30 protein-coding genes are annotated in these 26,059 nt (G+C 68.2%); 15 read left to right on the forward strand and 15 right to left on the reverse strand.

The annotated features are described in order from the left end of the window. Positions 1–65 precede the first annotated feature (65 nt). Positions 66–734 carry a phosphate signaling complex protein PhoU gene (gene phoU / locus G6N46_RS15290; protein ID WP_061002051.1) on the forward strand — a complete coding sequence of 223 codons (669 nt, stop codon included), beginning with the start codon at positions 66–68 and terminating at the stop codon, positions 732–734. Positions 735–829: 95 nt separating this feature from the next. Here the strand turns inward: phoU and G6N46_RS15295 are convergent, their stop codons facing one another. Further along, the gene (locus G6N46_RS15295) at positions 830–1,366 is read right to left on the reverse strand and encodes a MarR family winged helix-turn-helix transcriptional regulator (RefSeq protein ID WP_163692774.1); all 537 of its coding nucleotides are present in this window, start codon (positions 1,364–1,366) and stop codon (positions 830–832) included. Positions 1,367–1,440: 74 nt separating this feature from the next. Here G6N46_RS15295 and G6N46_RS15300 point away from each other — a divergent pair, with 74 nt between their 5' ends. Together G6N46_RS15300 and G6N46_RS15305 are read left to right on the forward strand one after the other, a co-directional pair. Then, complete coding sequence (locus G6N46_RS15300) at positions 1,441–2,415, forward strand: quinone oxidoreductase family protein (RefSeq protein ID WP_138247860.1); 975 nt, start codon at positions 1,441–1,443, stop codon at positions 2,413–2,415. A gap of 150 nt (positions 2,416–2,565) precedes the next feature. Beyond that, positions 2,566–3,438 (forward strand): type IV toxin-antitoxin system AbiEi family antitoxin domain-containing protein, encoded by an 873-nt coding sequence (locus tag G6N46_RS15305; RefSeq protein ID WP_138247859.1) that lies wholly within the window; start codon positions 2,566–2,568, stop codon positions 3,436–3,438. A 104-nt stretch (positions 3,439–3,542) separates the two neighbouring features. On the opposite strand, the gene pstB is transcribed toward G6N46_RS15305, so the two are convergent. From pstB to G6N46_RS15335, 6 genes are all read right to left on the reverse strand, one after another. Beyond that, complete coding sequence (pstB, locus tag G6N46_RS15310) at positions 3,543–4,319, reverse strand: phosphate ABC transporter ATP-binding protein PstB (RefSeq protein WP_138247858.1); 777 nt, start codon at positions 4,317–4,319, stop codon at positions 3,543–3,545. A 16-nt stretch (positions 4,320–4,335) separates the two neighbouring features. Next, the gene (gene pstA, locus G6N46_RS15315) at positions 4,336–5,250 is read right to left on the reverse strand and encodes a phosphate ABC transporter permease PstA (RefSeq protein WP_163693159.1); all 915 of its coding nucleotides are present in this window, start codon (positions 5,248–5,250) and stop codon (positions 4,336–4,338) included. 8 nt (positions 5,251–5,258) lie between these two features. Beyond that, a complete protein-coding gene (gene pstC, locus G6N46_RS15320; protein WP_138247856.1) occupies positions 5,259–6,290 on the reverse strand; it encodes a phosphate ABC transporter permease subunit PstC in 1,032 nt (343 codons plus the stop codon). A gap of 75 nt (positions 6,291–6,365) precedes the next feature. After that, positions 6,366–7,475, reverse strand: a complete 1,110-nt coding sequence (gene pstS, locus G6N46_RS15325; protein ID WP_138247855.1) for a phosphate ABC transporter substrate-binding protein PstS — start codon at positions 7,473–7,475, stop codon at positions 6,366–6,368. 149 nt (positions 7,476–7,624) lie between these two features. After that, positions 7,625–8,515, reverse strand: coding sequence for a mycothiol synthase (gene mshD, locus G6N46_RS15330; protein ID WP_138247854.1), 891 nt, complete (start codon positions 8,513–8,515; stop codon positions 7,625–7,627). Next, positions 8,512–9,288: a winged helix-turn-helix transcriptional regulator gene (locus G6N46_RS15335; protein WP_064858769.1), complete on the reverse strand. Its 777-nt coding sequence runs from the start codon at positions 9,286–9,288 to the stop codon at positions 8,512–8,514. The genes mshD and G6N46_RS15335 overlap by 4 nt, the downstream gene beginning before the upstream one ends. A 208-nt stretch (positions 9,289–9,496) precedes the next feature. On the opposite strand from G6N46_RS15335, the gene lmeA reads away from it, so the two are divergent. From lmeA to G6N46_RS15370, 8 genes are all read left to right on the forward strand, one after another. Then, positions 9,497–10,294: a mannan chain length control protein LmeA gene (lmeA, locus tag G6N46_RS15340; protein ID WP_138247853.1), complete on the forward strand. Its 798-nt coding sequence runs from the start codon at positions 9,497–9,499 to the stop codon at positions 10,292–10,294. Continuing rightward, positions 10,291–10,716, forward strand: coding sequence for a thioredoxin family protein (locus G6N46_RS15345; protein WP_138247852.1), 426 nt, complete (start codon positions 10,291–10,293; stop codon positions 10,714–10,716). Before lmeA ends, G6N46_RS15345 begins: the two co-directional genes overlap by 4 nt. 29 nt (positions 10,717–10,745) lie before the next feature. After that, positions 10,746–10,838 (forward strand): Ms5788A family Cys-rich leader peptide, encoded by a 93-nt coding sequence (locus G6N46_RS29075; protein ID WP_366663813.1) that lies wholly within the window; start codon positions 10,746–10,748, stop codon positions 10,836–10,838. An 82-nt stretch (positions 10,839–10,920) separates the two neighbouring features. Beyond that, positions 10,921–11,391, forward strand: coding sequence for a DUF4395 domain-containing protein (locus tag G6N46_RS15350; RefSeq protein ID WP_138247851.1), 471 nt, complete (start codon positions 10,921–10,923; stop codon positions 11,389–11,391). Between the two features lie 38 nt (positions 11,392–11,429). Then, the gene (locus tag G6N46_RS15355) at positions 11,430–12,266 is read left to right on the forward strand and encodes a sulfurtransferase (RefSeq protein ID WP_135355857.1); all 837 of its coding nucleotides are present in this window, start codon (positions 11,430–11,432) and stop codon (positions 12,264–12,266) included. A gap of 2 nt (positions 12,267–12,268) precedes the next feature. After that, positions 12,269–12,571 carry a DUF1416 domain-containing protein gene (locus G6N46_RS15360; RefSeq protein WP_020098804.1) on the forward strand — a complete coding sequence of 101 codons (303 nt, stop codon included), beginning with the start codon at positions 12,269–12,271 and terminating at the stop codon, positions 12,569–12,571. Positions 12,572–12,807: 236 nt separating this feature from the next. Continuing rightward, the gene (locus tag G6N46_RS15365) at positions 12,808–13,494 is read left to right on the forward strand and encodes a heme-binding beta-barrel domain-containing protein (RefSeq protein ID WP_061001505.1); all 687 of its coding nucleotides are present in this window, start codon (positions 12,808–12,810) and stop codon (positions 13,492–13,494) included. Between the two features lie 174 nt (positions 13,495–13,668). Beyond that, positions 13,669–14,043: a hypothetical protein gene (locus G6N46_RS15370; protein ID WP_234880511.1), complete on the forward strand. Its 375-nt coding sequence runs from the start codon at positions 13,669–13,671 to the stop codon at positions 14,041–14,043. A 238-nt stretch (positions 14,044–14,281) separates the two neighbouring features. Here G6N46_RS15370 and G6N46_RS15375 read toward each other — a convergent pair whose 3' ends face one another. Next, complete coding sequence (locus G6N46_RS15375; protein ID WP_138247850.1) at positions 14,282–15,088, reverse strand: aminotransferase class IV; 807 nt, start codon at positions 15,086–15,088, stop codon at positions 14,282–14,284. A 38-nt stretch (positions 15,089–15,126) separates the two neighbouring features. Between G6N46_RS15375 and ygfZ the strand changes: the two genes are divergently transcribed. Together ygfZ and G6N46_RS15385 are read left to right on the forward strand one after the other, a co-directional pair. Continuing rightward, entirely contained in the window at positions 15,127–16,191 is a 1,065-nt protein-coding gene (ygfZ, locus tag G6N46_RS15380; protein WP_138247849.1) for a CAF17-like 4Fe-4S cluster assembly/insertion protein YgfZ, read from the forward strand. A gap of 170 nt (positions 16,192–16,361) precedes the next feature. Beyond that, positions 16,362–16,574: a DUF3073 domain-containing protein gene (locus tag G6N46_RS15385; RefSeq protein WP_060998895.1), complete on the forward strand. Its 213-nt coding sequence runs from the start codon at positions 16,362–16,364 to the stop codon at positions 16,572–16,574. A gap of 60 nt (positions 16,575–16,634) precedes the next feature. Here the strand turns inward: G6N46_RS15385 and purM are convergent, their stop codons facing one another. Both purM and purF read right to left on the reverse strand, forming a co-directional pair. Further along, positions 16,635–17,717, reverse strand: coding sequence for a phosphoribosylformylglycinamidine cyclo-ligase (purM, locus tag G6N46_RS15390; RefSeq protein WP_020098790.1), 1,083 nt, complete (start codon positions 17,715–17,717; stop codon positions 16,635–16,637). A 63-nt stretch (positions 17,718–17,780) separates the two neighbouring features. Continuing rightward, on the reverse strand, positions 17,781–19,313 hold the full coding sequence (gene purF, locus G6N46_RS15395; RefSeq protein WP_060998897.1) for an amidophosphoribosyltransferase: 1,533 nt from the start codon (positions 19,311–19,313) through the stop codon (positions 17,781–17,783). A gap of 216 nt (positions 19,314–19,529) precedes the next feature. On the opposite strand from purF, the gene G6N46_RS15400 reads away from it, so the two are divergent. Further along, complete coding sequence (locus G6N46_RS15400; RefSeq protein WP_234880510.1) at positions 19,530–20,873, forward strand: DoxX family protein; 1,344 nt, start codon at positions 19,530–19,532, stop codon at positions 20,871–20,873. Positions 20,874–20,876: 3 nt separating this feature from the next. Here the strand turns inward: G6N46_RS15400 and G6N46_RS15405 are convergent, their stop codons facing one another. The 3 genes from G6N46_RS15405 to G6N46_RS15415 are packed head-to-tail and all read right to left on the reverse strand — an operon-like array spanning position 20,877 to position 24,073. Next, entirely contained in the window at positions 20,877–21,257 is a 381-nt protein-coding gene (locus tag G6N46_RS15405; RefSeq protein WP_138247848.1) for a sterol carrier family protein, read from the reverse strand. Positions 21,258–21,310: 53 nt separating this feature from the next. Beyond that, positions 21,311–23,599 carry a phosphoribosylformylglycinamidine synthase subunit PurL gene (purL, locus tag G6N46_RS15410; protein WP_138247847.1) on the reverse strand — a complete coding sequence of 763 codons (2,289 nt, stop codon included), beginning with the start codon at positions 23,597–23,599 and terminating at the stop codon, positions 21,311–21,313. Between the two features lie 51 nt (positions 23,600–23,650). Next, positions 23,651–24,073 (reverse strand): DoxX family protein, encoded by a 423-nt coding sequence (locus G6N46_RS15415; protein WP_138247846.1) that lies wholly within the window; start codon positions 24,071–24,073, stop codon positions 23,651–23,653. Positions 24,074–24,210: 137 nt separating this feature from the next. Between G6N46_RS15415 and G6N46_RS15420 the strand changes: the two genes are divergently transcribed. Then, a complete protein-coding gene (locus G6N46_RS15420) occupies positions 24,211–24,381 on the forward strand; it encodes a hypothetical protein (protein WP_163692779.1) in 171 nt (56 codons plus the stop codon). A 4-nt stretch (positions 24,382–24,385) separates the two neighbouring features. On the opposite strand, the gene G6N46_RS15425 is transcribed toward G6N46_RS15420, so the two are convergent. Beyond that, on the reverse strand, positions 24,386–24,739 hold the full coding sequence (locus G6N46_RS15425) for a VOC family protein (RefSeq protein WP_138247845.1): 354 nt from the start codon (positions 24,737–24,739) through the stop codon (positions 24,386–24,388). Positions 24,740–24,753: 14 nt separating this feature from the next. Then, positions 24,754–26,013: a M18 family aminopeptidase gene (locus G6N46_RS15430; RefSeq protein ID WP_138247844.1), complete on the reverse strand. Its 1,260-nt coding sequence runs from the start codon at positions 26,011–26,013 to the stop codon at positions 24,754–24,756. Between the last annotated feature and the right edge of the window lie 46 nt (positions 26,014–26,059).

The following is a 26,059-nucleotide window of genomic DNA, read 5'->3' on the forward strand; positions in this document are numbered from 1 at the left end:
CCATTCACCGGCCGTTCATTGCCAGATCACGGCATGTCCAAGGGCCAGAAAGTAGTCTGGAGCCCATGCGTACCGCGTACCACGAGCAGCTTGAAGGCCTGACCAACCGCCTGGGCGAGATGTGCGGACTGGCCGGCGTTGCCATGGAGCGCGCGACCCAGGCCCTGTTGCAGGCCGACCTGGTGCTGGCCGAACAGGTCATCTCCGATCACGAGCAGATCGCCACCCTGAGCGCCCACGCCGAGGAGCAGGCCTTCGTCCTGCTGGCCCTGCAGTCCCCGGTTGCCGGTGACCTGCGGTCCGTCGTCGGCTCCATCCAGATCGTCGCCGATGTCGACCGCATGGGCGCGCTGGCGCTGCACGTCGCCAAGATCGCCCGGCGCCGGCACCCGCAGCACGCGCTGCCCGAGGAGGTCAACGGCTACTTCGCCGAAATGGGCCGCCTGGCAGTCGAATTGGGCAACACCGCGCAAGAGGTGCTCCTCACCCAGGACCCCGAGCGCGCGGCCCGCATCCAGGAAGAAGACGACGCGATGGATGACCTGCACCGTCATCTGTTCAGCGTGATGATGGACCGCGAGTGGAAGCACGGCGTGACCGCGGCGGTCGACGTGACGCTGCTGAGCCGCTTCTACGAGCGCTTCGCCGACCACGCCGTCGAGGTCGCGCGCCGGGTGATCTTCCAGGTCACCGGCCGTTTCTCCGACGACGACGGCCTGCCGACCATCCACTAGCCCCGCTCGCGAGGCACCAGTCGCTTGCGGGCTGGGGGCACCTTCCACTCGCGAGCAGACGTAAAACTGTCGTTTTCACACGAAAATCGACAGTTTTACGTCTGTTCGCGAGCGTTTGGCACCCGACGCTCGGCGGGTACCAGTCGCACGCCGTCCCGATCGGCCGCCAGCAGGTCCTGCAGCATCTTCGCCAGTACCGACAGTTCCGCCGCCGGATAGCGCGACAGGAAGTCGTGTCGGCCGGCGTCCATCTCGTCGTGCATGCGCTGGTGTACCTCGATGAGGGTTTTTCCGTCCGGGGTGGGGCTCAGCTGCAGTTCTTTGCGGTTGCCCGGCACCGGTAAGCGGCTGACCAGACCGGCGTCGACCAGGCGCTGCACATGCTTGGACACCGTGCCCTTGAGCTGGTCGGCGCGCGCCGCGAGGCCAACCACGCTGATCGGCCCGTCGGCGAGCTCCGCCAGCAGATGCAGGCTGAGGGTGGGCAGCTCACGCACGGTGCGTTCCAGCCGCGCAGGGCAGTGTTCGGCGAGGAAGTCCCGTTCGGCATCGCTCTCGTCGGTGTCGAACTTGTCCCCGACCGCCGTCACCAGTGCACTGATCTCGGTGATCAGCGCTGACTTGGTTTTCACGGAAACCATCTTGCCATCCCGCCGGCACGCGGCATATAGTTTCCGTGGAAACCATTTTGATCTGAGGAGCGCACATGAAGGCAGCGGTCGTGCACGAGTGGGGCCAGGAGCCCCGGTATCTGGAATTCCCCGAACCCCAGCCACGCGAGGGTGCCGTCGTCGCCGACGTGGAGGCGTCGGCGCTGACCAACCTCAGCCGCATGGTGATCATGGGAAAGCACTACAGCAGCAAGGAAATTCAGCTCCCCGCCATCGCCGGAGTCGACGGTGTCGCCCGCCTCGATGACGGTTCCCGCGTCTACACCGCGTCGCTCGCCCCGTACGGACTGATGGCCGAACGCACCCTCGTCAACCCGGGTGACGCCGTCCCGGTGCCCGAACACGTCGACTCGGTCACCGCCGCCGCGGTGCCCAATCCCGGCATGTCGGCGTGGATGAGCCTCGACTACGCCGCCCAGACCAAACCCGGCGACCACGTGCTGGTCCTCGGCGCCACCGGCGTCACGGGATCGATTGCCGTGCAGTTGGCCAAGTTCGTGTTCGGGGCGGGACGCGTCGTGGTGGCCGGCCGCAACCCTGAGCGACTGGAGTGGCTCCGCACCGTCGGGGCCGACGACGTCATCGCGCTCGGAACCGACGATCTCACGGAAAGCGTTGTCGCCCAGCACTCCGCGCGGCCGTTCGACGCCGTCATCGACTACCTGTGGGGCACGTCCGCACAGCAGACGCTCGCCGCCCTGGCCGCCGCGCATCCGTCGGCCCATTTCCACGCCACGCGGTTCATCCAGGTCGGTTCGATGACCGGTGCGAGCATCCAGATCGACGCTGCGACCTTGCGCAGCACCGGAGTCACCCTCCAAGGCGTGGGTATCGGCAGCGTCCCGCCCGAGGCGCTGCAGCGCGCCCGCACCGAAGGTCTGCCCCGGATGTTCGCGATGCTCGACTCCGGCGAAATGCAGCTGACCACCGTTGCCCGCCCGCTCGCCGACATCGAAAACGTCTGGGCGGCAAAGGAACCCTCCGGCACCCGCGTCGTCATCACGCCCTAGGGGGCAGTTGGGTCACCTTCCCCTCGCGAGCAGACGCAAAACTGTCGTTTTTCAGGCGAAAATGACAGTTTTGCGTCTGCTCGCGAAGTTATCCACAGGGCTGGAGGCCGGATGGTGGCGGCGTTTGGGCGCGGCCGCCACCATCGACGCATGATGCTCGAAGACGTATTTGCCGTCCACAACGGCGTTGCGACCGCACGGCAGTTACTCGCGACGATGACCGATCGGGCACTCGCACGCAGAGTCCGGGCAGGAGAAGTCTTCCGGGTGTGCCACGGCGTCTATTCCGCGCGACCTCCAGACACAACAAGCCGGCTCCGAGCCCTGGACCTGCTGTCCGACGTCCCCATCGTCGCCTGTATGAACACTGCCGCCGCGATGTACGGCTTCGATACCGAACAGGACGACCGGACCCACATCCTCGACCCGGGCGTGCGCATCCGGACTTCGCTCGACCTCAGCGTGCACCAGCGAATTGGTGCGCCGCTCAAGAAACTTGATGGCCGACTCGCCACTGCACCCGCGTGGACAGCGATCGAAGTCGCCCGAGCGCTGAAACGTCCGCGGGTGCTGGCCACGCTGGATGCGGCACTTCGTAGCGGCACCTGCACGCGGACGGAGCTGGAGCAGGCTCTCGATGAACAGCGTGGTCGTCGCGGAGTCGTCGCTGTCCGGGAGCTGCTACCACTTGCCGATGCGAGAGCCGAGTCACCGATGGAATCAGAAATGCGGCTGGTCTTCATCGACTGGGAGCTTCCCACCCCAGAATTGCAGTACGAGATTCGCGATCTCCACGGCCAACTATGGCGACTCGATTTCGCCTGGCCGGAATACCGCGTGGCGGCCGAGTACGACAGCATGGAATGGCACGCGAATCCCGTTGCAGTTAAACATGATCGCATCAAGACGGCACGACTACAGGAAATGAACTGGACCAGCGTTCCGGCTGTCGTCGACGACATCAGGCAATATCCAGTCGAGCTGTGCACTCGAATCAGACGCCACTTCGACCGCGCGGCCTGACAGACCTCGCGAGCAGACGTAAAACTGTCGATCTCAAGCGAAAAACGACAGTTTTACGTCTGCTCGCGAGAGAAAGGTGACCCCCAGCCCGCGAAAAAGGCGACCTAACCGAAGCGACCGGAGATGTAGTCCTCGGTGGCCTTCTTGGTCGGGTTGGAGAAGATCTTCTCGGTGTCGTCGATCTCGATGAGCTGACCCGGCTTGCCGGTCGCCTCGAGGTTGAAGAACGCGGTCTGGTCGCTGACACGCGCCGCCTGCTGCATGTTGTGCGTGACGATGACAATCGTGAAGTCCTGCTTCAGTTCTGCGATCAGGTCCTCGATGGCGAGCGTCGAGATCGGATCCAGCGCTGAGCACGGCTCATCCATCAGCAGCACGTCGGGCTGCACCGCGATGGCGCGCGCGATGCACAGCCGCTGCTGCTGACCGCCGGACAGGCCACCGCCGGGCTTTTCCAGCCGGTCCTTGACCTCGTTCCACAGGTTGGCGCCCTTGAGCGACCGCTCGGCGACCTCGTCGAGCGTCTTCTTGTTGCGCACGCCCTGCAGCTTCAGGCCGGCCACCACGTTGTCGCGAATGGACATGGTGGGGAACGGGTTCGGGCGCTGGAATACCATGCCGATGGTCTTGCGCACGCCGACGGGGTCCACGCCGGGGGCATAGATGTCGTCACCGTCGAGCAGCACCGAGCCTGTGGCGCGAGCGCCCGGAATCACCTCGTGCATGCGGTTGAGGGTGCGCAGCACCGTCGACTTGCCGCAGCCCGACGGGCCGATGAACGCTGTCACACTGCGCGGCTCCACCGACAGGCTGACGCTCTGCACGGCATGGAAGGAGCCGTAGTAGATGTTGAGATCCTTGAGATCAAGTCGCTTGGCCATTAACCGCTACTCCTGCTCAAACTTTTTTCGGGGCAAAGATTTTGGCGCCGATGCGCGCGGCGATGTTCAACAGCGCGATCAACAACACCAGGGTCAGCGCGGCACCCCACATGCGGTCGGTGGGGACGACGTTGGCACCGGCACCGGCGCCGATCTGGTCGTACATCATGCCGGGCAGCGAGCCCATGAAGCCGCCGAACATGTCGAAGTTCATGGCCTGTGCGTAGCCCACCAGGACCAGCAGCGGGGCCGTCTCGCCCATGACGCGGGCCAGCGACAGCATGATGCCGGTCACGATGCCCGACAGCGCTGTCGGAATGACAATGCGCACAATGGTTTTCCACTTGGGAATGCCGAGCGCGTAGCTGGCCTCACGCAGGTCCATCGGGACGATGCGCAGCATCTCTTCTGTGGACCGCACGATGACCGGGATCATCAGCAACACCAGCGACAGCGACACCGCGAAACCGGTGCGCTGGAAGCCCAGGGTGGCCACCCACAGCGCGTAGATGAACAGTGCGGCGACGATCGACGGAACACCGGTGAGGATGTCGACCATGAAAGTGGTGACCTTGCCCAACCGGGTGCCGCCGCCGTACTCCACGAGGTACACCGCCACCATCACGCCGATCGGGATCGAGATGACAGCACAGACCAGCGCTTGCAGGACGGTGCCGACGATGGCGTGGTACGCACCACCGCCCGCCTCGAACGCCGTCATGCCAGACTGCGAGTTGGTGAACCACTGTGCCGATGTCAGCGCCTTATAACCCTTGGTGACAACGGAATACAGCACCCACACCAGCGGGATCAGCGCCACCAGCACCGATAGACTGACCAGCACCGTGGCCACCCAGTTCGTGGCCTTGCGGCGGAAACCGACGCCCTCGAAAGACTGGTGCTTGACCGGCCGTTCCAGCATCGCGGCCATCTTGGCGTTCATTTCGCGCCCCTTCCGGCCACGACGGCGCGTGCCGCGGAGTTCACCACGAAGGTGAGGATGAACAGCACCAGGCCGGCGGCGATGTAGGCGCCCGCCTTGTACTGGTCGTTGAATTCGCTTGCGGTCGCGGCGATCTTGCTCGCGAACGTATAGCCGCCGTCGAACAGGGTCCAGCTGAACTGGGTTTGCGTGCCGCGCAGGATGATCAGCAGCGCGATGGTCTCACCGAGTGCGCGGCCGAGGCCGAGCATGGCGCCGCTGATGTAGCCCGACAGCCCGAACGGCAGGACGGTGGTGCGCACGACTTCCCAGCGGGTGGCACCCAGCGCCAGTGCGGCCTCGATCTGACCGCGCGGCGTCTGCACGAAGACCTCACGGCTCACCGCCGTGATGATCGGCAGGATCATCACCGCGAGCACGATGCCCGCGGTGAAGACCGTGCCACCGCCGGCGACCGAGGCGTTGCCGGTCTTGAACAGGAACAGCCAGCCCAGATTCTCGTTGAGCCACAACGCAAACGGCTTGAGGACCGGGGCCAGGACGTACAGGCCCCACACGCCGTAGACGATCGACGGCACCGCGGCCAGCAGGTCCACCACGTAGGCCAGCGGGCCGGCGAGCCGGCGCGGCGCGTACTGCGTCTGGAAGATCGCGATACCCAGTGCGACCGGCATCGCGATCAGCAGCGCGAACACCGACACGAAGACGGTGACCTGCAGCAGATCGAGGATGCCGAAGTGCATCGCGGAGGTGTCGGTGGTGACCCAGTTGCCGCCGAAGGTGAAGAAGTTCTCCTTGTTGCGGGCCAGCGCCGGGACGGCGCGCCACAGCAGGAACACACCGATGGCCGCGATGAGCGCGACGATCAGTACGCCGGAACCCTCGGCGAGTAGGCGGAAAATCCGGTCGCCCAGGCGAACTTTCGAGCCCTTCGACGGGTCGAGAGACACCGGCGTCGGCTCGGGGAAGGGTGCGGCGATTGCCTCCCCCGACCCCGCGTCGGCTGGATTCGGTGTTGTCACTGTCATCCTGTCAGGAACCTAACGGTCGTGGGCTCCGGTTCCATCCTCGCTGCGATGGAACCGGAGCGCCAGCAGCACTGCTTAAGCGATTGCGTCGACCGACTGCAGCAGACGCGCCTTGAAGGCGTCGGGCAGCGGGATGTAGCCCGCCTTCGACAGGTTGGCCTGGCCCTGGTTGGCCGCGACCTTCAGGAACGACTTCACCGCGGCGGCGGTGTCGGCGTCGTAGCCCTTGGAGCAGACGATCTCGTAGGTGGCCAGCACCAGCGGGTAGGCGCCGGCTTCCTTGGTCGAGTACAACGACTTCAGGTCGAGGGCCAGGTCGTTGCCGTCCTTGGCGAACTTGGCGGAGGCGATGGCCTTCTTGGCGTTGTCGTCGGTCAGTTCGACTGCGCCCGAACCGGTGTCGATCTGCGCGAACGGCAGGCCGGCGGCTGCGGCCGGGCTCTTCTCGACGTAGCCGATGGCGCCCGGGGTGGCCTGGACGGCCTGCACGACGCCGGCCGACTTCTGCGCGCCCTCACCGGCGCCGCCCTGGAACTCGCTACCGGCGCCCTTCTTCCAGCTCTCGGGAGCCGCGGCGGCCAGGTACTTCTGGAAGTTGTCGGTGGTGCCCGACGAGTCCGAGCGGTAGACCGGCTTGATGTCGGTGTCCGGCAGGGTGGTGCCGGCGTTCAGCGCGGCGATGGCCGGGTCGTTCCACTTCTTGATCTCGCCCTGGAAGATCTTGGCCAGCACGTCGGCGTTGACGACGAGCTTGCTCACGCCCTCGAGGTGGTAGGCCATGGCGACGGGGCCGAAGACCAGCGGCAGGTTCCACGCCGGGTTGCCACCGCAGCGCTCGGCGGCCTTCTCGATCTGCTCCTTGGCCAGCGCCGAGTCGGAACCGGCGAAGTCGACCTGCTTGGCGATGAACTGCTGACGGCCGGCGCCCGAGCCGGTGCCGTTGTAGGACAGGTTCTTGCCGGCGCACGCCTGGCCCCAGGCCTTGTTGAACTCGGCGATCGCGTTCTGCTGCGCGGTCGAGCCCTCAGCGGTCAGCGCGTTCTTGCCGCCACACTCGGCAGACGAACCGGACGCCGACGACGACGTGCCGGAGGTGTTGTCGTTGCCACACGCGGTCATGCCGACGGCAAGCGACGCGGCCGCTGCGGTGACGACGAATGCTTTACCGATGCTGGTGAACTTCACGGGTCCTACTTTCGGTGTCGGCCGATGGTCGGCTTTCAAGGGTCGGCTTCCGACTCCCGCGCAACGTATGCGGCCGTAATGGACGAATCACTGATGCCGAATGAACACCGGGTGAACTCGATCAGCGACTTTTCAGCCAACTCGCCGTTTCAGCTAACGGTCGGGGCTGCCGCGTAGGCGACGTCGGCGCTGTACAGCTCGAACCCGAGACGTCGGTAGGTCTTCACCGCCGCGACGTTGTCTGCCTCGACATACAGCAGTACGGTCCCGGTCGTCCCCAACCGGTCCGCGAGGTGGTGCAGACCGGCCAGCGTCAGCAACGCCCCGAGACCGCGGCCCTGCGCGTCCGGCCCCACGCCGACGACGTACACCTCGCCCAGGCGGGAACCCGGGTGAATCTTCGTCCAGTGGAAGCCGAGCAACCGTTCCCCGGTCGCATCGTCGGCGTCATATGCCAGGAACAGCCCCGCCGGATCGAACCACGACTCAGCCCGGCGCTCGTCCACCTCGGCCTGCGTCCAGCCGCCCTGCTCGGGGTGCCAGTGGAACGCCGCGTTGTTGACGCGCAGCAGTTCAGCGTCGACTTCGGGACCCGGATACGTGGTCAGCCGAACGCCCGGTACATCGGCCAAAGGAGGCAACTCGGACAGCGAGCGACGCATCTGCCAGAGTTCGCGCACCGCGGTCAGGCCGAGTGCCGCAGCGGTGGCACGCGCGGCGTCGAGGTTGCCGTGCGCCCAGATTCGGGTCGCCGCGCCACCCGCGGCGAGGCCGGCACGGATCAGGTCGCTGCCGATGCCGCGGCGCCGAGCCTCGATGGCGACGACGGCCTCTGCCATGTCCGGCGCGAGATTCAGATAGCCGACCAACGCGCCCGAGTCATGCGCCAGCAGATGCCGGGTGCGGTCCAGCGGGAGTTCGCGCAGCACCTGGTCACCGACCGGGGCCACCCCGTCGGCGGCGGTCGCCACCGCGACGAGTTCACGGATGGCCGTCTGGTCGGCAGCACTCAGCGCGGTGTGCCAGGTCAGTTCCGTCACTGCGCGGGCTGGGTCTGACGCGCGCCGTTCTCGACGTCACCGGAGTCGCCGTCGTCCTCGTCGTCGACGTCGTCGACCGACTCGGCGGCACCGTTGGTGCGGCCGCGCGCGGGCCGGACCGCCTTGTAACCGACGTTGCGGACGGTGCCGATCAGCGACTCGTAGTCGGGGCCGAGCTTGGCGCGCAGGCGCCGGACGTGCACGTCGACGGTGCGGGTGCCACCGAAGAAGTCGTAGCCCCACACCTCCTGGAGCAGCTGGGCGCGGGTGAACACCCGGCCGGCGTGCTGCGCCAGGTACTTCAGCAGCTCGAATTCCTTGTAGGTCAGGTCAAGAGGCTTGCCACGCAACCGGGCGGTGTAGGTGCCCTCGTCGATGACGAGTTCGCCGAGCGTGATCTTGCCGGCGCTCTGCTGGTCGGCGACGCCGTTACGGCGTCCCACCAGCAGCCGCAGCCGCGCGTCGATCTCGGCGGGCCCGGTGCCGGGCAGCAGGATTTCGTCGATGCCCCATTCGACGTTGACGGCAACCAGGCCGCCTTCGTTGACCACGGCCACCACGGGTACGGAGGCACCGGTGCTGCCCAGCAGACGACAGAGTCCGCGGGCGGCCGCGAGATCAGTGCGCGCGTCGACGATCGCCACATCGGCGTTGCCGGCTTCCAGCAACGACGACACCTCGGTGGGTGCCGGCCGCACGCTGTGCGGCAGCAGCGCCAGCGCCGGGAGTACAGACTCCGGGTGCGGGTCGACGGTCAGTAGCAGAAGATCCAACGGGTCCTCCAGTACGTCCGGGGCCGCACCGGACGTTCCCCCGCGACGACGCTGTCGCAGTTCAATCCGATTCAACTCCGGAGAATCATGGCTGACACATGGCCGTTACCGGCCAAGATCATCTAACGATAGCTTGCCACCTGCGATTTAGCGGCTTGGAACGGCCGGTCGCGACGCTGCGTGCCTGGGCGTACGCCAGAATGTCCGGATGCGTAAGGTGCTGACCCGGCTGCTGATCCCAGCGGTCGTGCTGATCCTCGCGGTCGTGGGCACCGATTTCGGCTTCGCGATCTTCGCCGAATACCGCATGTCGCGCAGTGTCCGGACCGCCGCACACCTGCACTTCGATCCGTGGGTGTCGATCCTCGGTTTCCCCTTCGGCACCCAGGCGGCGCGGGGCCGCTACCAGCAGGTCGAGGTCAAAGCCGCCGCCGTCGCGCACCCCGTCGTGGGCAAGGCGTCCATCGAGGCGACGCTGTACGACATGGTCGCGACACCCAAGTCCTGGTTGATCGGGCCCGACGCCAAGTTGACCTCGACCAAGCTGGAGAGCCGCATCATCGTGGACTCGACCCACGTCGGCCGTTTCATGGGCATCAAGGACCTGCTGGTGGAAGCGCCCACCAACGATTCGAACGACGCCACCGGCGGCACCACCGAGTCCGGCATCTCCGAAAGCCACGGCCTCGTGTTCACCGGGACCCCGACCGCCGCCGGCCTGGACAAGCGCGTCAGCGTCTCGGTGGACCTGTCCATCACCGGCGCCGACCACACGAACCTGGTGTTCACCGCGACCGAGGTGCTCACCGGCCCGGGCACTGCGGAAGAAAAGGTGCCCGACGACAAGAAGGCCGCGGTGCTGCGGGCCTTCTCCACCACGATGCCGGGGATGAAGCTGCCGTTCGGGCTGACCCCGACCAGTGAGGGCGCGCGCGGCTCCGACGTCATCATCGAAGGCATCGCCACGGGAGTAACCGTGCCCCTCGATGGGTTCAGACAGTCATGAACTCCACAGTCGTGGTGCTGACGGTCCTGGTCGCCGCCCTCGGGATCGCGTACATCATCGGCCGGCTGCTGACCTTGCGTGCCGGCCTGATGAAGGAAGTGACGCCGGCCGAACCGTCCGCCGAAAACGACAACGCCGATCTCGGCCTGTCCACCACCGGCCCGACCGTCGTCCATTTCAGCGCAACGTGGTGCGGACCCTGCGCGGCCGTCCGCCGCGTCGTCGGCCAGGTGTGTGACGACCTCGGGGTCGCGCACGTCGAGCTGGACCTGGACGCCAATCCCGTTGCGGCCCGCCGCCTGTCGGTACTGTCGCTGCCGACGACGTTCATCTTCGACGCCGCGGGGCAGCAGCGGTACCGCACCGCGGGCGTCCCGAAATCCGCTGATCTGCGCGAGGCCCTGCTACCGCTGTTGGCCTGAGCACCCCGTTGTTGGGTAAGCTGTCTGCCGTGTTATCCCCCCGCGAGCTCCTGCTCACCAAACGTCGCGCAGTAGATCTGTGCCGCGTCGCGGGTTGTTGCTGTTGTTGTTGTAGCTGCTGAGTAGCCGCGCCGTCGTTTCGTGTTGCGCTCCGAGCAGCTTTCCGTGGCAGGTCCACGTCTTCCCAACAACAGGAGCTTTCCCATGTCAGACAATTCCATCGAAACCCCGCAGGTCGACGTGCGTGGACCCCGCTTCGCAGCCTGGGTCACCACCGGCGTGCTGATCGCTGCGCTGCTGGTCTCGGCCGCGAGCCCGATCGCCGCGGCCGTGATTCTCGGCGTGCAGGCCGTGGTGTTCGCGATCGGCGCCATCGGCGGACCGCGCAAGCACCCGTACGGCCGCATCTTCGCCACCTTCATCGCGCCGCGGCTGGCGCCGGTGACCGAGAAGGAACCGGTCGCGCCGCTGAAGTTCGCCCAACTCGTCGGGCTGCTGTTCGCGATCGCCGGATTCGCCGGCTTCGCAGCGGGTATCCCCGCGCTGGGCCTGGGTGCCACCGCGTTCGCGTTGATCGCCGCTTTCCTCAACGCTGCCTTCGGCATCTGCCTCGGCTGCCAGATCTACCCCCTGGTGGCGCGCCTGCGCCGCACCGGCATCCCCGCCACCTCCTGACCCGCTAGAGCTGATAAGCAACCGAAAGGAATTCGTACATGGCACGTTCCGACGTCCTGGTCTCGACCGAATGGGCCGAGAACAACCTCGACACCGCCGGCGTGGTGTTCGTCGAGGTCGACGAGAACACCAGCGCCTACGACGACGAGGGGCACATCCCCGGCGCCGTCAAGCTGGACTGGCGCGATGATCTGCAGGACTCGGTCAAGCGTGACTTCGTCGACCAGCAGCAGTTCTCGAAGCTGTTGTCCGACAAGGGCATCAGCAACGACGACACCGTCGTCCTGTACGGCGGCAACAACAACTGGTTCGCGGCCTACGCCTACTGGTACTTCAAGCTGTACGGCCATGGCGACGTCAAGCTGCTCGACGGTGGCCGCAAGCGCTGGGAGCTCGACGACCGCCCACTGGTCAAGGACGCCACCGTCCGCCCGGCGACCTCGTACGAGGCCAAGCCGATCGACAACAGCATCCGCGCGTTCCGCGACGAGGTGATCGCCGCGATCAACACCAAGAACCTGGTCGACGTGCGTTCGCCCGACGAGTTCTCCGGCAAGATTCTGGCTCCGGCGCACCTGCCGCAGGAGCAGAGCCAGCGCCCCGGCCACGTGCCGAGCGCCATCAACGTGCCGTGGAGCCGGGCCGCCAACGACGACGGCACCTTCAAGTCCGACGAGGAGCTGGCGAAGATCTACGCCGACGCCGGCCTCGACGGCGAGAAGGAGACCATCGCCTACTGCCGCATCGGTGAGCGTTCGTCGCACACCTGGTTCGTGCTGCAGGAATTGCTGGGCCACCGGAATGTAAAGAACTACGACGGCAGTTGGACCGAATACGGCTCCCTGGTGGGTGCCCCGATCGAGTTGGGAAACTGATTATGTGCTCTGCACCCAAGCAAGGCCTGACGCTGCCGGCCAGCGTTGACCTGGAGAAGGAAACCGTCATCACCGGCCGCGTCGTCGACGGTTCCGGCCAGCCGGTCGGTGGCGCGTTCGTGCGGCTGCTGGACAGCACCGACGAGTTCACCGCCGAGGTCGTCGCATCGGCCACCGGCGACTTCCGCTTCTTCGCCGCGCCCGGCACCTGGACGCTGCGTGCACTGTCCAAGGTCGGCAACGGCGACGCCGTGGTGGCGCCGACCGGGGCCGGTATCCACGAGGTCGACGTCAAGGTCGCATGACCTGAGTTAGTTCTCACTGCCGCGAGCGGCCGTGTTTGTACCCCGACACTCCGTGTCCGGACGTACAGATGCGGCCGCTCGTCGCATTTCCCGGCCGGTGCGGCGCACGTCACACCGGCATCGCGAGTAACCTGTCTGTCCGTGGTGCTTTTCTTCGAGATCCTGCTGGTCGCGGCCTCGCTGGCCATCACCTGGTTCGCGCTCTACGCGCTGTACCGCCTGATCACCGACGAGTCGTGACGTCCGACCAGGACCCCGACGGCTTGGGTGAACTCGGCGCGCTGGCCGGTTCCGGCGACCGTGCCATCGCCGCGGCTGCCGATCGTGCCAAGGCCACGGCCGCGCGCAACGTGCCCGGCTTCGACGATCTGCCGCTGCCCGCGGACACCGCCAATCTGCGCGAAGGCGCGGACTTCAACGACGCCCTGCTGGCCCTGCTGCCGCTTGTCGGCGTCTGGCGCGGCGAAGGCGAAGGCCGCGATTCCGCCGGCGACTACCGGTTCGGTCAGCAGATCATCGTGTCGCACAACGGCGGCGACTACCTCAACTGGGACGCCCGCTCCTGGCGGCTCGACGAGAACGGCGAATACGCCGGTCCGGGCCTGCGCGAGACCGGTTACTGGCGGTTCGTCAACGACCCGACCGATCCCCACGGGCAGGACGAGTCCCAGGCCATCGAGCTGCTGCTGGCGCATTCGGCCGGCTACGTCGAGCTGTTCTACGGCACCCCGCTGAACCAGGCCTCGTGGGAACTGGCGACCGACGCCCTGGCCCGCAGCAAGTCCGGCATGCTTGTCGGCGGCGCGAAGCGGCTCTACGGGATCATCGAGAACGGCGACCTGGCCTACGTCGAGGAGCGCGTGGACGCCGACGGCGGACTGACCCCGCACCTCTCCGCGCGCCTGTCGCGTTTCGTCGGCTGACGGTCCTTCAGCTCGCCCCGCCGATCTCGTCGATCTCGGCGCAGCCACTTCACAGGTGACGCCTAAATTCTCGATACAACTCCCCCATCGGCGCTCTCTAGCGTCTGCCTGGTCAGCAATTCGCAATCCAGATTTGGGGGAAACGTGGTTCCTTCCGCTATTCGTCTCGCCGTCTTGAGCGCAACCGCGGCCGCGCTGGTCGGTGGCGTCGTCGGGTGTTCGTCGAGCAGCGACTCGACGCCGAGCAGCTCGAGCACGGCGTCGTCGGCAGCCTCGTCAAGCAGCGCGGCACCGGCGTCCGGCTCGGAAGCTCCGGGCACGCCGCCCGGCGGTGACGCCTTCGCGCAGTGCCTGACCGAGCACGGCGTTCCCGCGCCGCCGCAGGGCCCGCCACCCGGCGCTCCGGGCAAGCATGAGGGTCACCAGGGTCCGCCGCCCAGCGGCGAGCCTGGCACCCCTCCGGCTCCTCCCGGGGTCGACGAGAACACCTGGAAGTCCGCGACGCAGGCGTGCAACTCGCTCGCGCCGACGCCTCCGCCGGCCGGCTGACCTACCCCGGACATGAGGCGGCCCCCGAGCCAAGGTTCCTGGTTGGACAAGACCGGGAGGCTCGGGGGCCGGGTGGCTGCGGGAATTCGCGAGTGCGCTCGGGAATTACCCGGCGCTACTAGCGGGCAGCCACCTCACATGTCCTCAAAGAATCAATCAATTTGTCGGACCACCTCCTTCCCTGTGTACGTGCGACCGTACTCCCGCCTCGGAGCCTCGACAACCGATTTTTCCGGCCTCAGATCTGGCCGTCGATCAGCTCGGCGATCAGCGGCGCAAAGGGCGACTCCGCCAGCGCCCGCCCGTCCAAGGTATGCACCCGCGCCGCCAGCGTGATGGCAGACAACAGCCAAACGCCTTGTGCGGCAAGCAAATCCGGCACGGTCACCCGCCGGTACACACACTCGGTGCCCTGTGCCGCGGCGGCCGCGAACAGCGCGCGCTGCGTGGTCGACGGCAGGATCGACGACGCATCGGGCGTCACCAGAACGGGTTCGCCGGCCGCGCCGCGAACCGCCAGTACGACGGCCGACCGCGGGCCTTCGAGCACCGCGCCCGTCGCGTCGACGAAGACGGCGTCGCCGGCGCCGGCCTGCTCGGCGTGGCGCAGCGCGGCCACGTTCGCCGCATAGGACAGCGACTTCGCGGCGGCGAGCGGCCAATGCGGACGCACCAGCGTCACCGCCGCGACGCCGTCCCGACGGGCCGCGGCGACGCGAGCCGGCACGGCGGATGCCATCACGAAGGCCACCACACCATCGACGCCGCGGCCGAGGACCAGCCGCAGCACGGCCTCCCCCTCGGGCCACTGGCCGATCGCGGTCGCCACCGCCGCCAGCCAACTGACGGCGTCAGGGCACGGCAGGCCCGCAAGCGACGCCGATCCCGCCAGCCGCGTCAGGTGCTCGTCGAGCAGGCCGACGACGCCGTCACGCACCAACGCCGTCTCGAAGACCCCGTCGCCGCGGAAGAACACCGGGTCGTCGCCGCGAATCACGGCCCGGCAGCCGTCCACCGCGACGACGACGGGCGGCGGGGCGGTCATGGCAGAAGGCTAGTCGGGGCGCTGGCTAGGCTCGAAGTATGAGCGCAGTTCCCGCACCCGAAACCGGACCCGACGCCGGCGCCGTCTGGCACTACGGCGACCCGCTCGGGGAGCAGCGTGCCGCCGCCACCGAGGCCGTCATCGTGGACCGCGGCCACCGCGCGACCATCGAGCTCACCGGCGACGACCGCCAGAGTTGGCTGCACACCATCTCGAGCCAGCACGTCAGCTCGCTTCCGGAGGGGTCCGTCGTCCAGAACCTCAGCCTGGACGGACAGGGCCGGGTCGAGGACCACTGGCTGCAGACCGAACTCGGCGGCGTCACCACGCTGGACACCGAGTCGTGGCGCGGGCAGCCGCTCGCCGACTTCCTGCGCAAGATGGTGTTCTGGTCGAAGGTCGAGGTGAATCCGGCCGACCTCGCGGTGCTGTCGCTCCTCGGCCCGGCCGTCAACGCCCTCGACCTGCCGGTCCCCGACACCGAGTGGACCGCGGCCCCGCTGCCCGACGGCGGTTTCGTGCGCCGCGTCGGCCCGCAGGACGCCGAGCTGGTGGTGCCACGGGCCGACGCCGCGGCGTGGCGGCAGCGGCTGGTCGACGCGGGCGTCCGGCCCGCCGGGCTGTGGGCCTACGAGGCGCTTCGGGTCGCGGCGCTGCGGCCGCGGCTGGGCGTCGACACCGATGAGCGCACGATCCCGCATGAGGTGGGCTGGATCGGCGGCCCGGGCGTCGGCGCCGTACATCTGGACAAGGGCTGCTACCGCGGCCAGGAGACCGTCGCGCGGGTCCACAATCTGGGCAAGCCGCCCCGCATGCTGGTGCTGCTGCATCTCGATGGCGGCGACGACCGTCCCGCGACGGGTGATCCGGTGCTGGCCGGTGGCCGGGCGATCGGCCGGGTGGGGACCGTCGCCGAGCATGTCGACCTGGGCCCGATCGCGCTGGCACTGCTCAAGCGCGGCGTGCCCGCCGACACCGAACTGACGACCGGCGGCGACGCCCAGGTGCCCGCCGCGATCGATGCGGATTCGCTGCCCGGGGCGGACACGTCCGCCGGCGCGGGCCGCGCCGCGGTGGACCGGCTGCGCGGCGGCGCCCGCTAGCGCGCGGAACTAGCTGTCTTTCGCCTGATTCGCTCCCCGGATCCCCGGTGAGGGTGGCCTGCCAGCATGAGACCGCCGGGCACGGTAAGCTAACGGCAGGACAATAAACACACTCAGATCGGAGCCGCCTGCACATCGGGCCGCTCCGTTATTGCGCGAGGGGGTCCCTTATGGGCCGCGGCCGGGCAAAGGCAAAGCAGACCAAGGTTGCTCGAGACCTTAAGTACAGCTCACCGCAGACCGATTTCACTCGGTTGCAGCGAGAGCTCTCGAACGACTCCGTTGGTTACAGCTCCAGTGCCATCGATGACGACCTGGACGACGACTCGGGCGACGAGCCCGCCGGTCGCTGGGCCGTACCCGAAGACGACTGGCGTCACTAGACCCCACGAGCGGCCCTGAGTCCCAGGGCCGCAGGCCCAGCCCCGCGCGCGACCCTAAGGTCAGAAGCGCGGGTGCTGGCCCACCAACTCGGCGCGAACGCTGCTCTTGCCACCCTTGTTGACGGTGCCCAGAGTCCAGCAGTCCAGGTGCCGGGCAGTCAGAATCGCCAGTGCGCGGTCGGTGTCCTCCGGCGCGACGACGGCGACCATGCCGACACCCATGTTGAACGTCTTCTCCATTTCGGCACGCTCCACGCGGCCGCGCTGGGCGATCATCTGGAACACCGGTGCCGGCGTCCAGGTACCGCGGTCCATCTCGGCGGTCAGGCCGTGCGGGATGACGCGTTCCAGGTTCCCGGCCAGCCCGCCGCCGGTGACGTGGCAGAAGGTGCGCACCTGGGTCTCGGCGGCCAGCGCGAGGCAGTCCTTGGCGTAGATCCGGGTCGGCTCCAGCAGCTCTTCACCGAGCGTGCGGCCGAACTCCTCGACGTGCCCGGACAGGCTCATGCGGTCGATCTCGAGCAGCACCTTGCGGGCCAGCGAGTAGCCGTTGGAGTGCAGGCCGGTGGCGGCCATGGCGATGATCACGTCGCCGGGGCGGACGTTCTCGGGGCCCAGCAGGTCGTCGGCCTCGACGACGCCGACGCCGGTCGCGGAGATGTCGTAGTGGTCGGGCTCCATCAGGCCCGGGTGCTCGGCGGTTTCCCCGCCCAGCAGCGCACAGCCGGCCTGCACACAGCCTTCGGCGATGCCCGAGACGATCTCGGCCACCCGCTCGGGCACAGTGCGGCCCACGGCGATGTAGTCCTGCAGGAACAGCGGCTCGGCGCCACACACCACGAGGTCGTCCACGACCATCGCGACGAGGTCGATGCCGACGGTGTCGTGCTTGTCCATGGCCTGCGCCACGGCGAGCTTGGTGCCCACACCGTCGGTCGACGAGGCCAGCAGCGGCTCGCGGTACCCGGCTTTCAGGCCGAACAGCCCGGCAAAACCTCCGAGACCACCCCGGACCTCGGGTCGGGTGGCCTTCTTGGCGTGGGGCTTGAACAATTCGACGGCGCGATCGCCTGCCTCGATGTCAACCCCCGCCGAAGCGTAGGAGGCGCCAATCGATTCAGCTCGCTCATCCTGGCTAGTCATCGGCCCCAAGGCTACCGGTCGCACCCTCGCGGATGCACGTCGCGCCTGTTGACGGCCGTCAGATCAGGGACGACGCAGGGCCGAGGCGTTGTCGTTGTCGGCGGTCAGCGGGAGCCCGGTGCGGGCCGCCGACGCCAGCATGTGCTCGACGACGTTCTTGCCGAGGGCAGCTTCACCTGGCAGTTCGATCGGGTAGTTGCCGTCGAAGCAGGCCGCGCACAGCCGGGTGGCGGGCTGCTCGGTGGCGGCGATCATGCCCTGGCGGCTGATGTAGCCCAGTGAATCGGCGCCGATCGCGTGCCGGACCGCCTCGAGCATCTCGTCTTCGCTCGCCTCGGTGCTCTTGGCGTTGGCGATGAGCTCGGCGGGGGTGGCGAAGTCGATGCCGTAGAAGCACGGCCACTTCACCGGCGGCGACGCGATGCGCACGTGCACCTCGACGGCGCCGGCCTCGCGCAGCATGCGGACCAGGGCGCGCTGGGTGTTGCCGCGGACGATCGAGTCGTCGACGACGATCAGCCGCTTGCCGCGGATGACTTCCTTCAGCGGGTTGAGCTTGAGCCGGATACCGAGCTGACGGATGGTCTGCGACGGCTGGATGAACGTGCGCCCGACGTAGGCGTTCTTCATGAGGCCCTGACCGAACGGGATCCCCGAGCCCTGCGCGTAGCCGACGGCCGCGGGCACGCCTGATTCGGGCACCCCGATGACCAGGTCGGCGTCGACGGGCTTCTCCTGGGCGAGCCGGCGGCCGATGTCGACGCGCGCGGCGTGGACCGAGCGGCCGGCGATGGTGCTGTCCGGGCGAGCCAGGTAGACGTACTCGAAGACGCAACTCTTGGGCTCGGGGTTGGCGAACCGGGTGGAGCGCACGCCGTCGGCGTCGATGGCCAGCAGCTCACCGGGCTCGATGTCGCGGACGAACGAGGCGCCGACGATGTCCAGCGCGGCGGTCTCGGAGGCGACGACCCAGCCGCGGTCCAGCCGGCCCAGGGACAGCGGACGCACGCCGTGCGGGTCGCGCGCGGCGTACAGGGTGTTCTCGTCCATGAAGGTCAGGCAGAACGCGCCACGGACCGTCGGCAGCAGTTCCAGAGCGGACTGTTCCAGCGTCGAGTCGGCAGCGCCGTGCGCCAGCAGGGCGCCCAGGATGTCAGAGTCGGTGGTGGCGGCGACATGGCCACGCGCGTTGATCAGTCCGGCTTCGCGGGCCCGGGCCGCCAGTTCGGCGGTGTTGACCAGGTTGCCGTTGTGGCCGAGCGCGACGCCGGTGCCGGCGGCGGTGTTGCGGAACACCGGCTGGGCGTTCTCCCACGTCGTGGAGCCGGTGGTGGAGTAGCGGCAGTGCCCGACGGCGACGTGGCCGTGCATGGCGGCCAGGGTCTGCTCGTCGAACACCTGACTGACCAGGCCGAGGTCCTTGAAGACCAGAATCTGCGATCCGTCAGCGACGGCGATGCCTGCCGCTTCCTGCCCTCTGTGCTGCAGGGCATAGAGACCGTAGTAAGTGAGCTTTGCCACATCCTCGCCAGGGGCCCAGACCCCGAATACGCCGCATTCCTCGCGTGGCTCGTTCTCGGTCTGTTCGGTCACGATAGGGCTGCTCCCGGGGAGGCGGTTGGTGACGGGTTCGAGTCTACGGTCCCGTTGGGCGCGAAACGGAATCGAATCTTCCTTCTGTTGGCGCGTCGTACACCTTTGGCGTGTCGGCCAGGCCGGCTTCCGGCTCGGCCAACGCGCCGCGGACGGCTTCGCGCGGGGCCGTCAGCCGTCTCATCAGCCCACTTCAATCCGGCTGTTTATATGGATTTCATGGCCAGCCAATTATCCGGGAGTCCCGCTACCGTTCTCGCCGATCCGGTCGCCGCCGACCCCACCCGGCCATGGTCGACCGTGACGAAGATCGCATTCAGATTCTGCTTTCTGTACTTCGGCCTGTTCTGTGTGTTGTTCGCGCAGATCACCTTTGCCTTCTTCGGGATCGTCGGCGAGTGGCTGCCCAAGCTCGCGGTGATGTGGCAGATGACGGTGCTCGGCCCGCCATTGAAGTGGGTTGGTCGCGCGGTCTTCGGCGTCGACGCCGTGCTCCATCAGGACTCCGGCAGCGGCGATCAGACCGTCGTCTGGGTGATGGTGTTCACCCTTGCGGTCTTCGCGGCCGTCGGCACCGCGGTGTGGACGCTCATGGACCGGCGCCGGCCCGACTACGCGCGGCTGTCGGCGTGGTTCCTGACGTTCCTGCGGTTGTGCATCGCCGGGCAGATGCTGTTCTACGGGTTCGCCAAACTGGTGCCCACCCAGATGCCGTCACCGCCGCCGTCCGCGCTGCTGCGGTCCTTCGGCGACTTGAGTCCGGCTTCGGTGCTGTGGCTGCAGGTGGGCAGCTCGCACCCGTACGAGATGACGCTCGGCGCCGTCGAGGTGCTGGCCGGGTTGCTGATGTTCCTGCCCCGCACCGCGACCCTGGGCACGCTGCTCGGGCTGGCCGGCATGGCCCAGGTGTTCCTGTTGAACATGACATTCGACGTGCCGGTCAAGATCCTGTCCGGACACCTGCTGCTGATGAGCCTGGTGCTGCTCGCCCCGCAGCTGCGCCGGCTGACGGACCTGTTCGTCCTGCAACGCCCGTCGGAGCCGGTGAGTCAACCCGCGCTGTTCAGCTCCGCGCGGGCCAATCGCCGAGCCGCCACCGCGCAGGCCGTGCTCGGGCTCTGGGTACTGGCCGGCTGCATCCTCGCCAGCTGGCAGGCGTGGCACGCCTACGGCGGCGGCAAGGCCAAGCCCGAGCTCTACGGAATCTGGTCGGTCCGGGAGTTCAGCGTGGACGGCAAGCCGCTGCCGCCGCTGACGACCGATCAAACCCGTTGGCAACGGCTGATTTTCGAGACGGACGGCGCGCTGACGTACCAGCGGATGAACGGCGAGCTCGTGGACACCCCCGCCACCATCACGTCCGACACCATCACCGCGACCGGACCCGGCGGCGCAGCGCTGGCCGAACTGAAGGTGTCACAGCCGGCGGCCCGGCAGCTGCAGCTGACCGGCACACTGCAGGGCCGTCCGGTGCAGATCACCCTCGATCAGGTCGACCTCGATCAATTCACGTTGCGCAACAGGGGCTTTCACTGGATTCAGGAGTACCCGTTCTTCAAGTGAGCGCTACAGGTCGACCAGTGGCAGCCACGGTCCGATCTCCGGTGCCCGCGATCCCGACAGCTCGACGGCGTCTGCGGCGTCGTCGAGCGACAGTAGTCCGGTCGTCAGCAGCAGCCAGGTCCGCGGGTCGGTCTCCACGACGTTGGGCGGGTTGCCGCGGGTGTGGCTGAGGCCCGAAATGCACTGCACGGCAACGAACGGCGGCACCCGCACCTCGACGCTGGCGCCGGGCGCGACGGCCGCCAGCGTGCGCGCCGTCAGCCGGACGGCCTCCGCGATCGCGGCGCGCGGCGGCGTTTCGGTCTGCTCGTCGCGCAGCCAGTCCGCGACGAGCAGCACCGCCGCCCGCGTCGCCGCCGGGTCGGGTGCCTTGCGCGTCACCATCTCAGGGATTTGTGCACGATTTTCCGCGGCCGGCGCGGGTTTTCGTGCACAAATCACTCATGGGAGAACAGGGCGGGCAGCACGCTCTCGGAGGTGGTGCGCAGCTCGTCCAGCGTGACGCTGAACTGGCCCTGCACCTCCACCGAGTCGCTGCCCGGATCCACCACGCCGATGCGCACGGCCGGCAGTTCGCGGGCCTCGCACATCGCCATGAAACGGCTCTCCTCGGTACGCGGCACCGCGACCAGCACGCGGCCCGACGACTCGGAGAACAGCTGCACGAACGGGTCGGCATCCTCGGGAAGCAGGACGCGGCAACCGGTTTCGCCGGCCAGGGCCGCCTCGACGACGGCCTGGATGAGCCCACCCTCGGAGAGGTCGTGCGCGGCCGAGATCAGGCCGTCGCGCGAACCGGCCGTCAGCACCTCGGACAGCAGCTGCTCACGGGCCAGGTCGACCTTGGGCGGCACGCCACCGAGGTGGTCTGCGGTGACCTGCGCCCAGACCGAGCCGTCGAACTCGTCGTGGGTGTCGCCCAGCAGGATCAGGGTCTCGCCGGGCTCCAGGCCAATGCCGGTCGGGATGCGGCGGTGCACGTCGTCGATGACGCCGAGCACACCGACCACCGGGGTCGGCAGGATCGCCGTGGAGCCGGTCTGGTTGTAGAAGCTGACGTTGCCGCCGGTGACCGGAATGCCAAGGGCCGCACAGCCATCGGCGAGGCCGCGCACGGCCTGCGAGAACTGCCACATGACGCCCGGGTCCTCCGGCGAACCGAAGTTGAGGCAGTTGGTGACGGCCACCGGGGTGGCGCCGGTGACGGCGACGTTGCGGTAGGCCTCGGCCAGTGCCAGCTGCGCGCCGGTGTATGGGTCCAGCTGGGTGTAGCGGCCCGACGCGTCGGTCGACACCGCGATGCCGCGACCGGTGGCCTCGTCGATGCGCAGCACGCCACCGTCGGCGTGCTCGGCCAGGACGGTGTTGCCGCGGACGTAGCGGTCGTACTGCTCGGTGATGAAGGCACGGCTGCACAGGTGCGGGCTGCCGAGCAGCTGCAGCAGCGTGGCGCGCAGCTCGTCGCCGGTCTTGGGCCGGGGCAAGTTGGCCGAGGTGTCCGCGATCAGCGCGTCCTGGGTGTCGGGGCGCTGGACGGGTCGGTTGTAGACGGGGCCCTCGTGGGCGACGGTGCGCGGCGGCACGTCGACGACGGTCTCGCCGTGCCAGTTGATCTTCAGCCGGTCACCGTCGGTTACCTCACCGATGACGGTGGCAAGCACGTCCCACTTGCGGCAGACGGCCATGAAGGCGTCGACGTTCTCCGGCGTCACGACGGCGCACATGCGCTCCTGCGACTCGCTGGAGAGCACCTCGGCCGGGGTCATGTTCGCCGCGCGCAGCGGCACCTTGTCGAGGTCGATGTGCATGCCGCCGTCGCCGGCCGAGGCCAGTTCCGATGTGGCACAGGACAATCCGGCGCCGCCGAGGTCCTGGATGCCGACCACGAGGTGCGCGGCGTACAGCTCGAGACAGCACTCGATGAGCACCTTCTCGGTGAAGGGGTCGCCCACCTGGACGCTCGGCAGCTTCTTGCGGCCGGCGCCGGACTCGTCGCCCGAGAAGGTGTCCGAGGCCAGGACCGAGACGCCGCCGATGCCGTCGAGGCCCGTGCGGGCGCCGAACAGGATGATCTTGTTGCCGGTGCCGGACGCGAAGGCCAGGTGCAGGTCCTCGACACGTAGGGCGCCGACGCAGAGGGCGTTCACCAGCGGGTTGCCGGCGTAGGAGGGGTCGAAGATGGTCTCGCCGCCGATGTTGGGCAGGCCCAGCGAGTTGCCGTAGCCACCGACACCGCGGACGACGCCGTCGAGCACGCGGCGGGTGTCGGGCGCGTCGGCCGCGCCGAAGCGAAGCTGATCCATGACGGCGACCGGGCGGGCGCCCATGGCCATGATGTCGCGGACGATGCCGCCGACGCCCGTGGCCGCGCCCTGGTACGGCTCGACGTACGACGGGTGGTTGTGCGATTCGACCTTGAAGGTGACGGCCCAGCCGTCACCGATGTCGACGACGCCGGCGTTCTCGCCGATACCGGCCAGCATGCCGGCGCGCATCTCGTCGGTGGTGGTCTCGCCGAAGTAGCGCAGATGCACCTTGGAGGACTTGTACGAGCAGTGCTCGCTCCACATCACCGAGTACATCGCCAGCTCGGCATCGGTGGGCCGACGGCCGAGGATCTCGCGGATGCGCTGGTACTCGTCATCCTTGAGACCGAGCTCGCGATACGGCTGCGGCTGATCGGGCGTGGTAGTCGCGTTATTGACGGTATCGACCGAGGACGTCACGCAGAGAGTCTACCGTTGCCGAACTGGCCCGCCCGCCACGGCGAACGCCGGCTACTCGTCGCCGGCGATCAGCACCTTGAGCAGCGCCGGAAGCCGCAGAATGAGCGCGCCCCAGATCAGCAGGCCGAAGGCCACCGCGAAGACGACCGGGAACCACGCCTCGTGGTGCATGTCGATGGTCACCGCGCCGCCGAGATAGGCCGTCAGCCCGACCGCGCCCAGCACGGCCGTGCGCGGGATCACCCAGGCGATGACACAGGCCAGCAGGACCCAGCCGATGACGTACGTCTGATACGGCGGGAAGCCGAGACCCTCGGTCGCGGTGCGCGCGAACTCCACCCCGAGGATCTTCGGGACGGCATCGGCCAGCAGGAACAGCAGGAGGAAGGCGCTCAGCGCGAGGCCGGCCTTCTGCGGTGTGGTGCGGCCGGCCAGTGCGGCCCGCGATTTCGATGCATCCTTGGCGTCGGCCATGGCGGACTCCGTTTCTCGATCGACGGTTCAACACTAAGTCGACTCGTGCGAGCGCGGGAACTCATCGCGAAGGCACTCATAGCGGGCTGCTAAGTAGGACCCATCGCGGCCTCATCCGGCGGTTTTAACGTGGCCGGATGAGACTCCACCTTGGCCTCAACCGGGGTGCGCTCGCGCTGTTTGCCGTGATCGCGACCCTGGTGTGTATCTGTGCCGGCGCGATCGTCGTCGCGTCCAAGGCGTGGCATGCCGCGTCTGAGCCGTTGGTCTCCACCAGCGTCGAACTGGTCGACGAGACCAGTCCCTAGCTCGTCAGGCCGCGCCCGCGATGCAGAACGCGTTGCCCTCCGGGTCGGCCAGCACCACCCAGCGGCCCACCTCGCCGAAGGCATGGCGTTCGGTTTCCGTCGCGCCCGCGGCTTTGAGCCGCTCGAGCTCGGGCTCGATGTCGCCTTCCAGATGGAAGTCCAGGTGCAGCCGGTTCTTGCCGGGCGTCGGATCGTCGACCTGCTGGAAGCCGAGGTTCGGCCCTTCGGCCAGGTTGACGACGAAGAACTCCCCCGGCATCAGGGTGTGCACCTTGCCGCCGAATTGTGCGGCCCACCAGTCGGCGAGCGCCTGCGCGTCGGTGCAGTCGAATGTGACCATCTCCACTTTGAGTGCCATGGCCCGACTGTAGGTCAGGCCGGTGACAGGAACGCCTGCAGCGCGGCGGCGTAGGCCGGCACGTCGAGCGCGCCCATCACCTCGCGCGCCGAGTGCATGGCCAGTTGCGCGGCGCCGACGTCGACGGTCGGGATACCGGTGCGCGCGGCCGTCATCGGGCCGATCGTCGATCCGCACGGCAGATCGGCGCGGTGCTCATAGCGCTGCATCGGCACGCCGGCCTGGGCGCACGCGAGCGCGAACGCCGCGGCGGTCCGGCCGTCGGTGGCGTACCGCAGGTTGGGCTGCACCTTGAGCACCGGGCCGGCGTTGACCTGGATGAGGTGGCCCGGCTCGTGTCGCTCGGGGTAGTTCGGGTGGGTGGCGTGCGCCATGTCGCCCGAGGCCACCATAGATCCGGAAAGCCGGCGCAGCAGGTCTTCGCGCGTGCCGCCGGCCGCCAGGACGATGCGCTCGAGCACCGTCGGCAGGAGATCGGACTGCGCGCCGTGGTCGGACGTCGACCCGACCTCTTCGTGGTCGAACAGCGCGAGCACCGGCACGTGGCGTTCGGCGTCGGCGGCCAGGAACGCCTCCAGCCCGGCGTAGCAGGTGCCCTGGTTGTCGAGCCGGGGTGCGCTGATCAGATCGCTGTCGACGCCGATCAGGCGCGACGGCGCGAGGTCGTGCGTCATCAGGTCGGCGGCCAGGACATCGGCACCGTCCACCCCCGCGTGCGCGGCGACGTAACCGAGGAAGTCGCGGGTGCCCGTCCCGACGCCCCACACCGCGTTGACGTGCCGCTGCGGGTCGAGGGTGACGCCCTTGCGGTCGTCGGACAGGTGGATGGCCAGCTGCGGCACCCGCAGGATCGGGTCGTCGATCCGGACCAGGACGTCCTCGACGGTGTTGCCGCGCCGCACCGAGAGCCGGCCGCTGATACCGAGATCCCGGTCGAGCCAGGAGTTGAGCCAGGCGCCACCGTACGGCTGGAGCGCCACGACCTGCCAGCCGCTGACGAACCGATCGGGGTACTGCTTCACCCGCAGGTTGGGGCTGTCGGTGTGGCCGCCGACGATGCGGAACGGGTTGGCCGCGTCGGTCGCTTTCCACGCCACCAGCGAGCCGGCCCGCACCGTGAAGTAGTTGCCCCCGGTGGCGGGCCAGGCGTCGGTCTCGGCGAGCTCGGTGAAGCCGGCGGCGGTCAGCCGCGCGGCCACTGTCGCGCACACGTGGAATGGCGAGGGCGACGCGTCGATGAACCCGCAGAGGCCCGCGGCAGTAGCTCCGGTCATGAGGCCATCATCACCCGGAAATCCGTGACGGTTGCCGCTAGGGTCG

This window comes from Mycolicibacterium phocaicum (genome assembly GCF_010731115.1).
GTDB classification, from domain to species: Bacteria; Actinomycetota; Actinomycetes; order Mycobacteriales; family Mycobacteriaceae; genus Mycobacterium; species Mycobacterium phocaicum.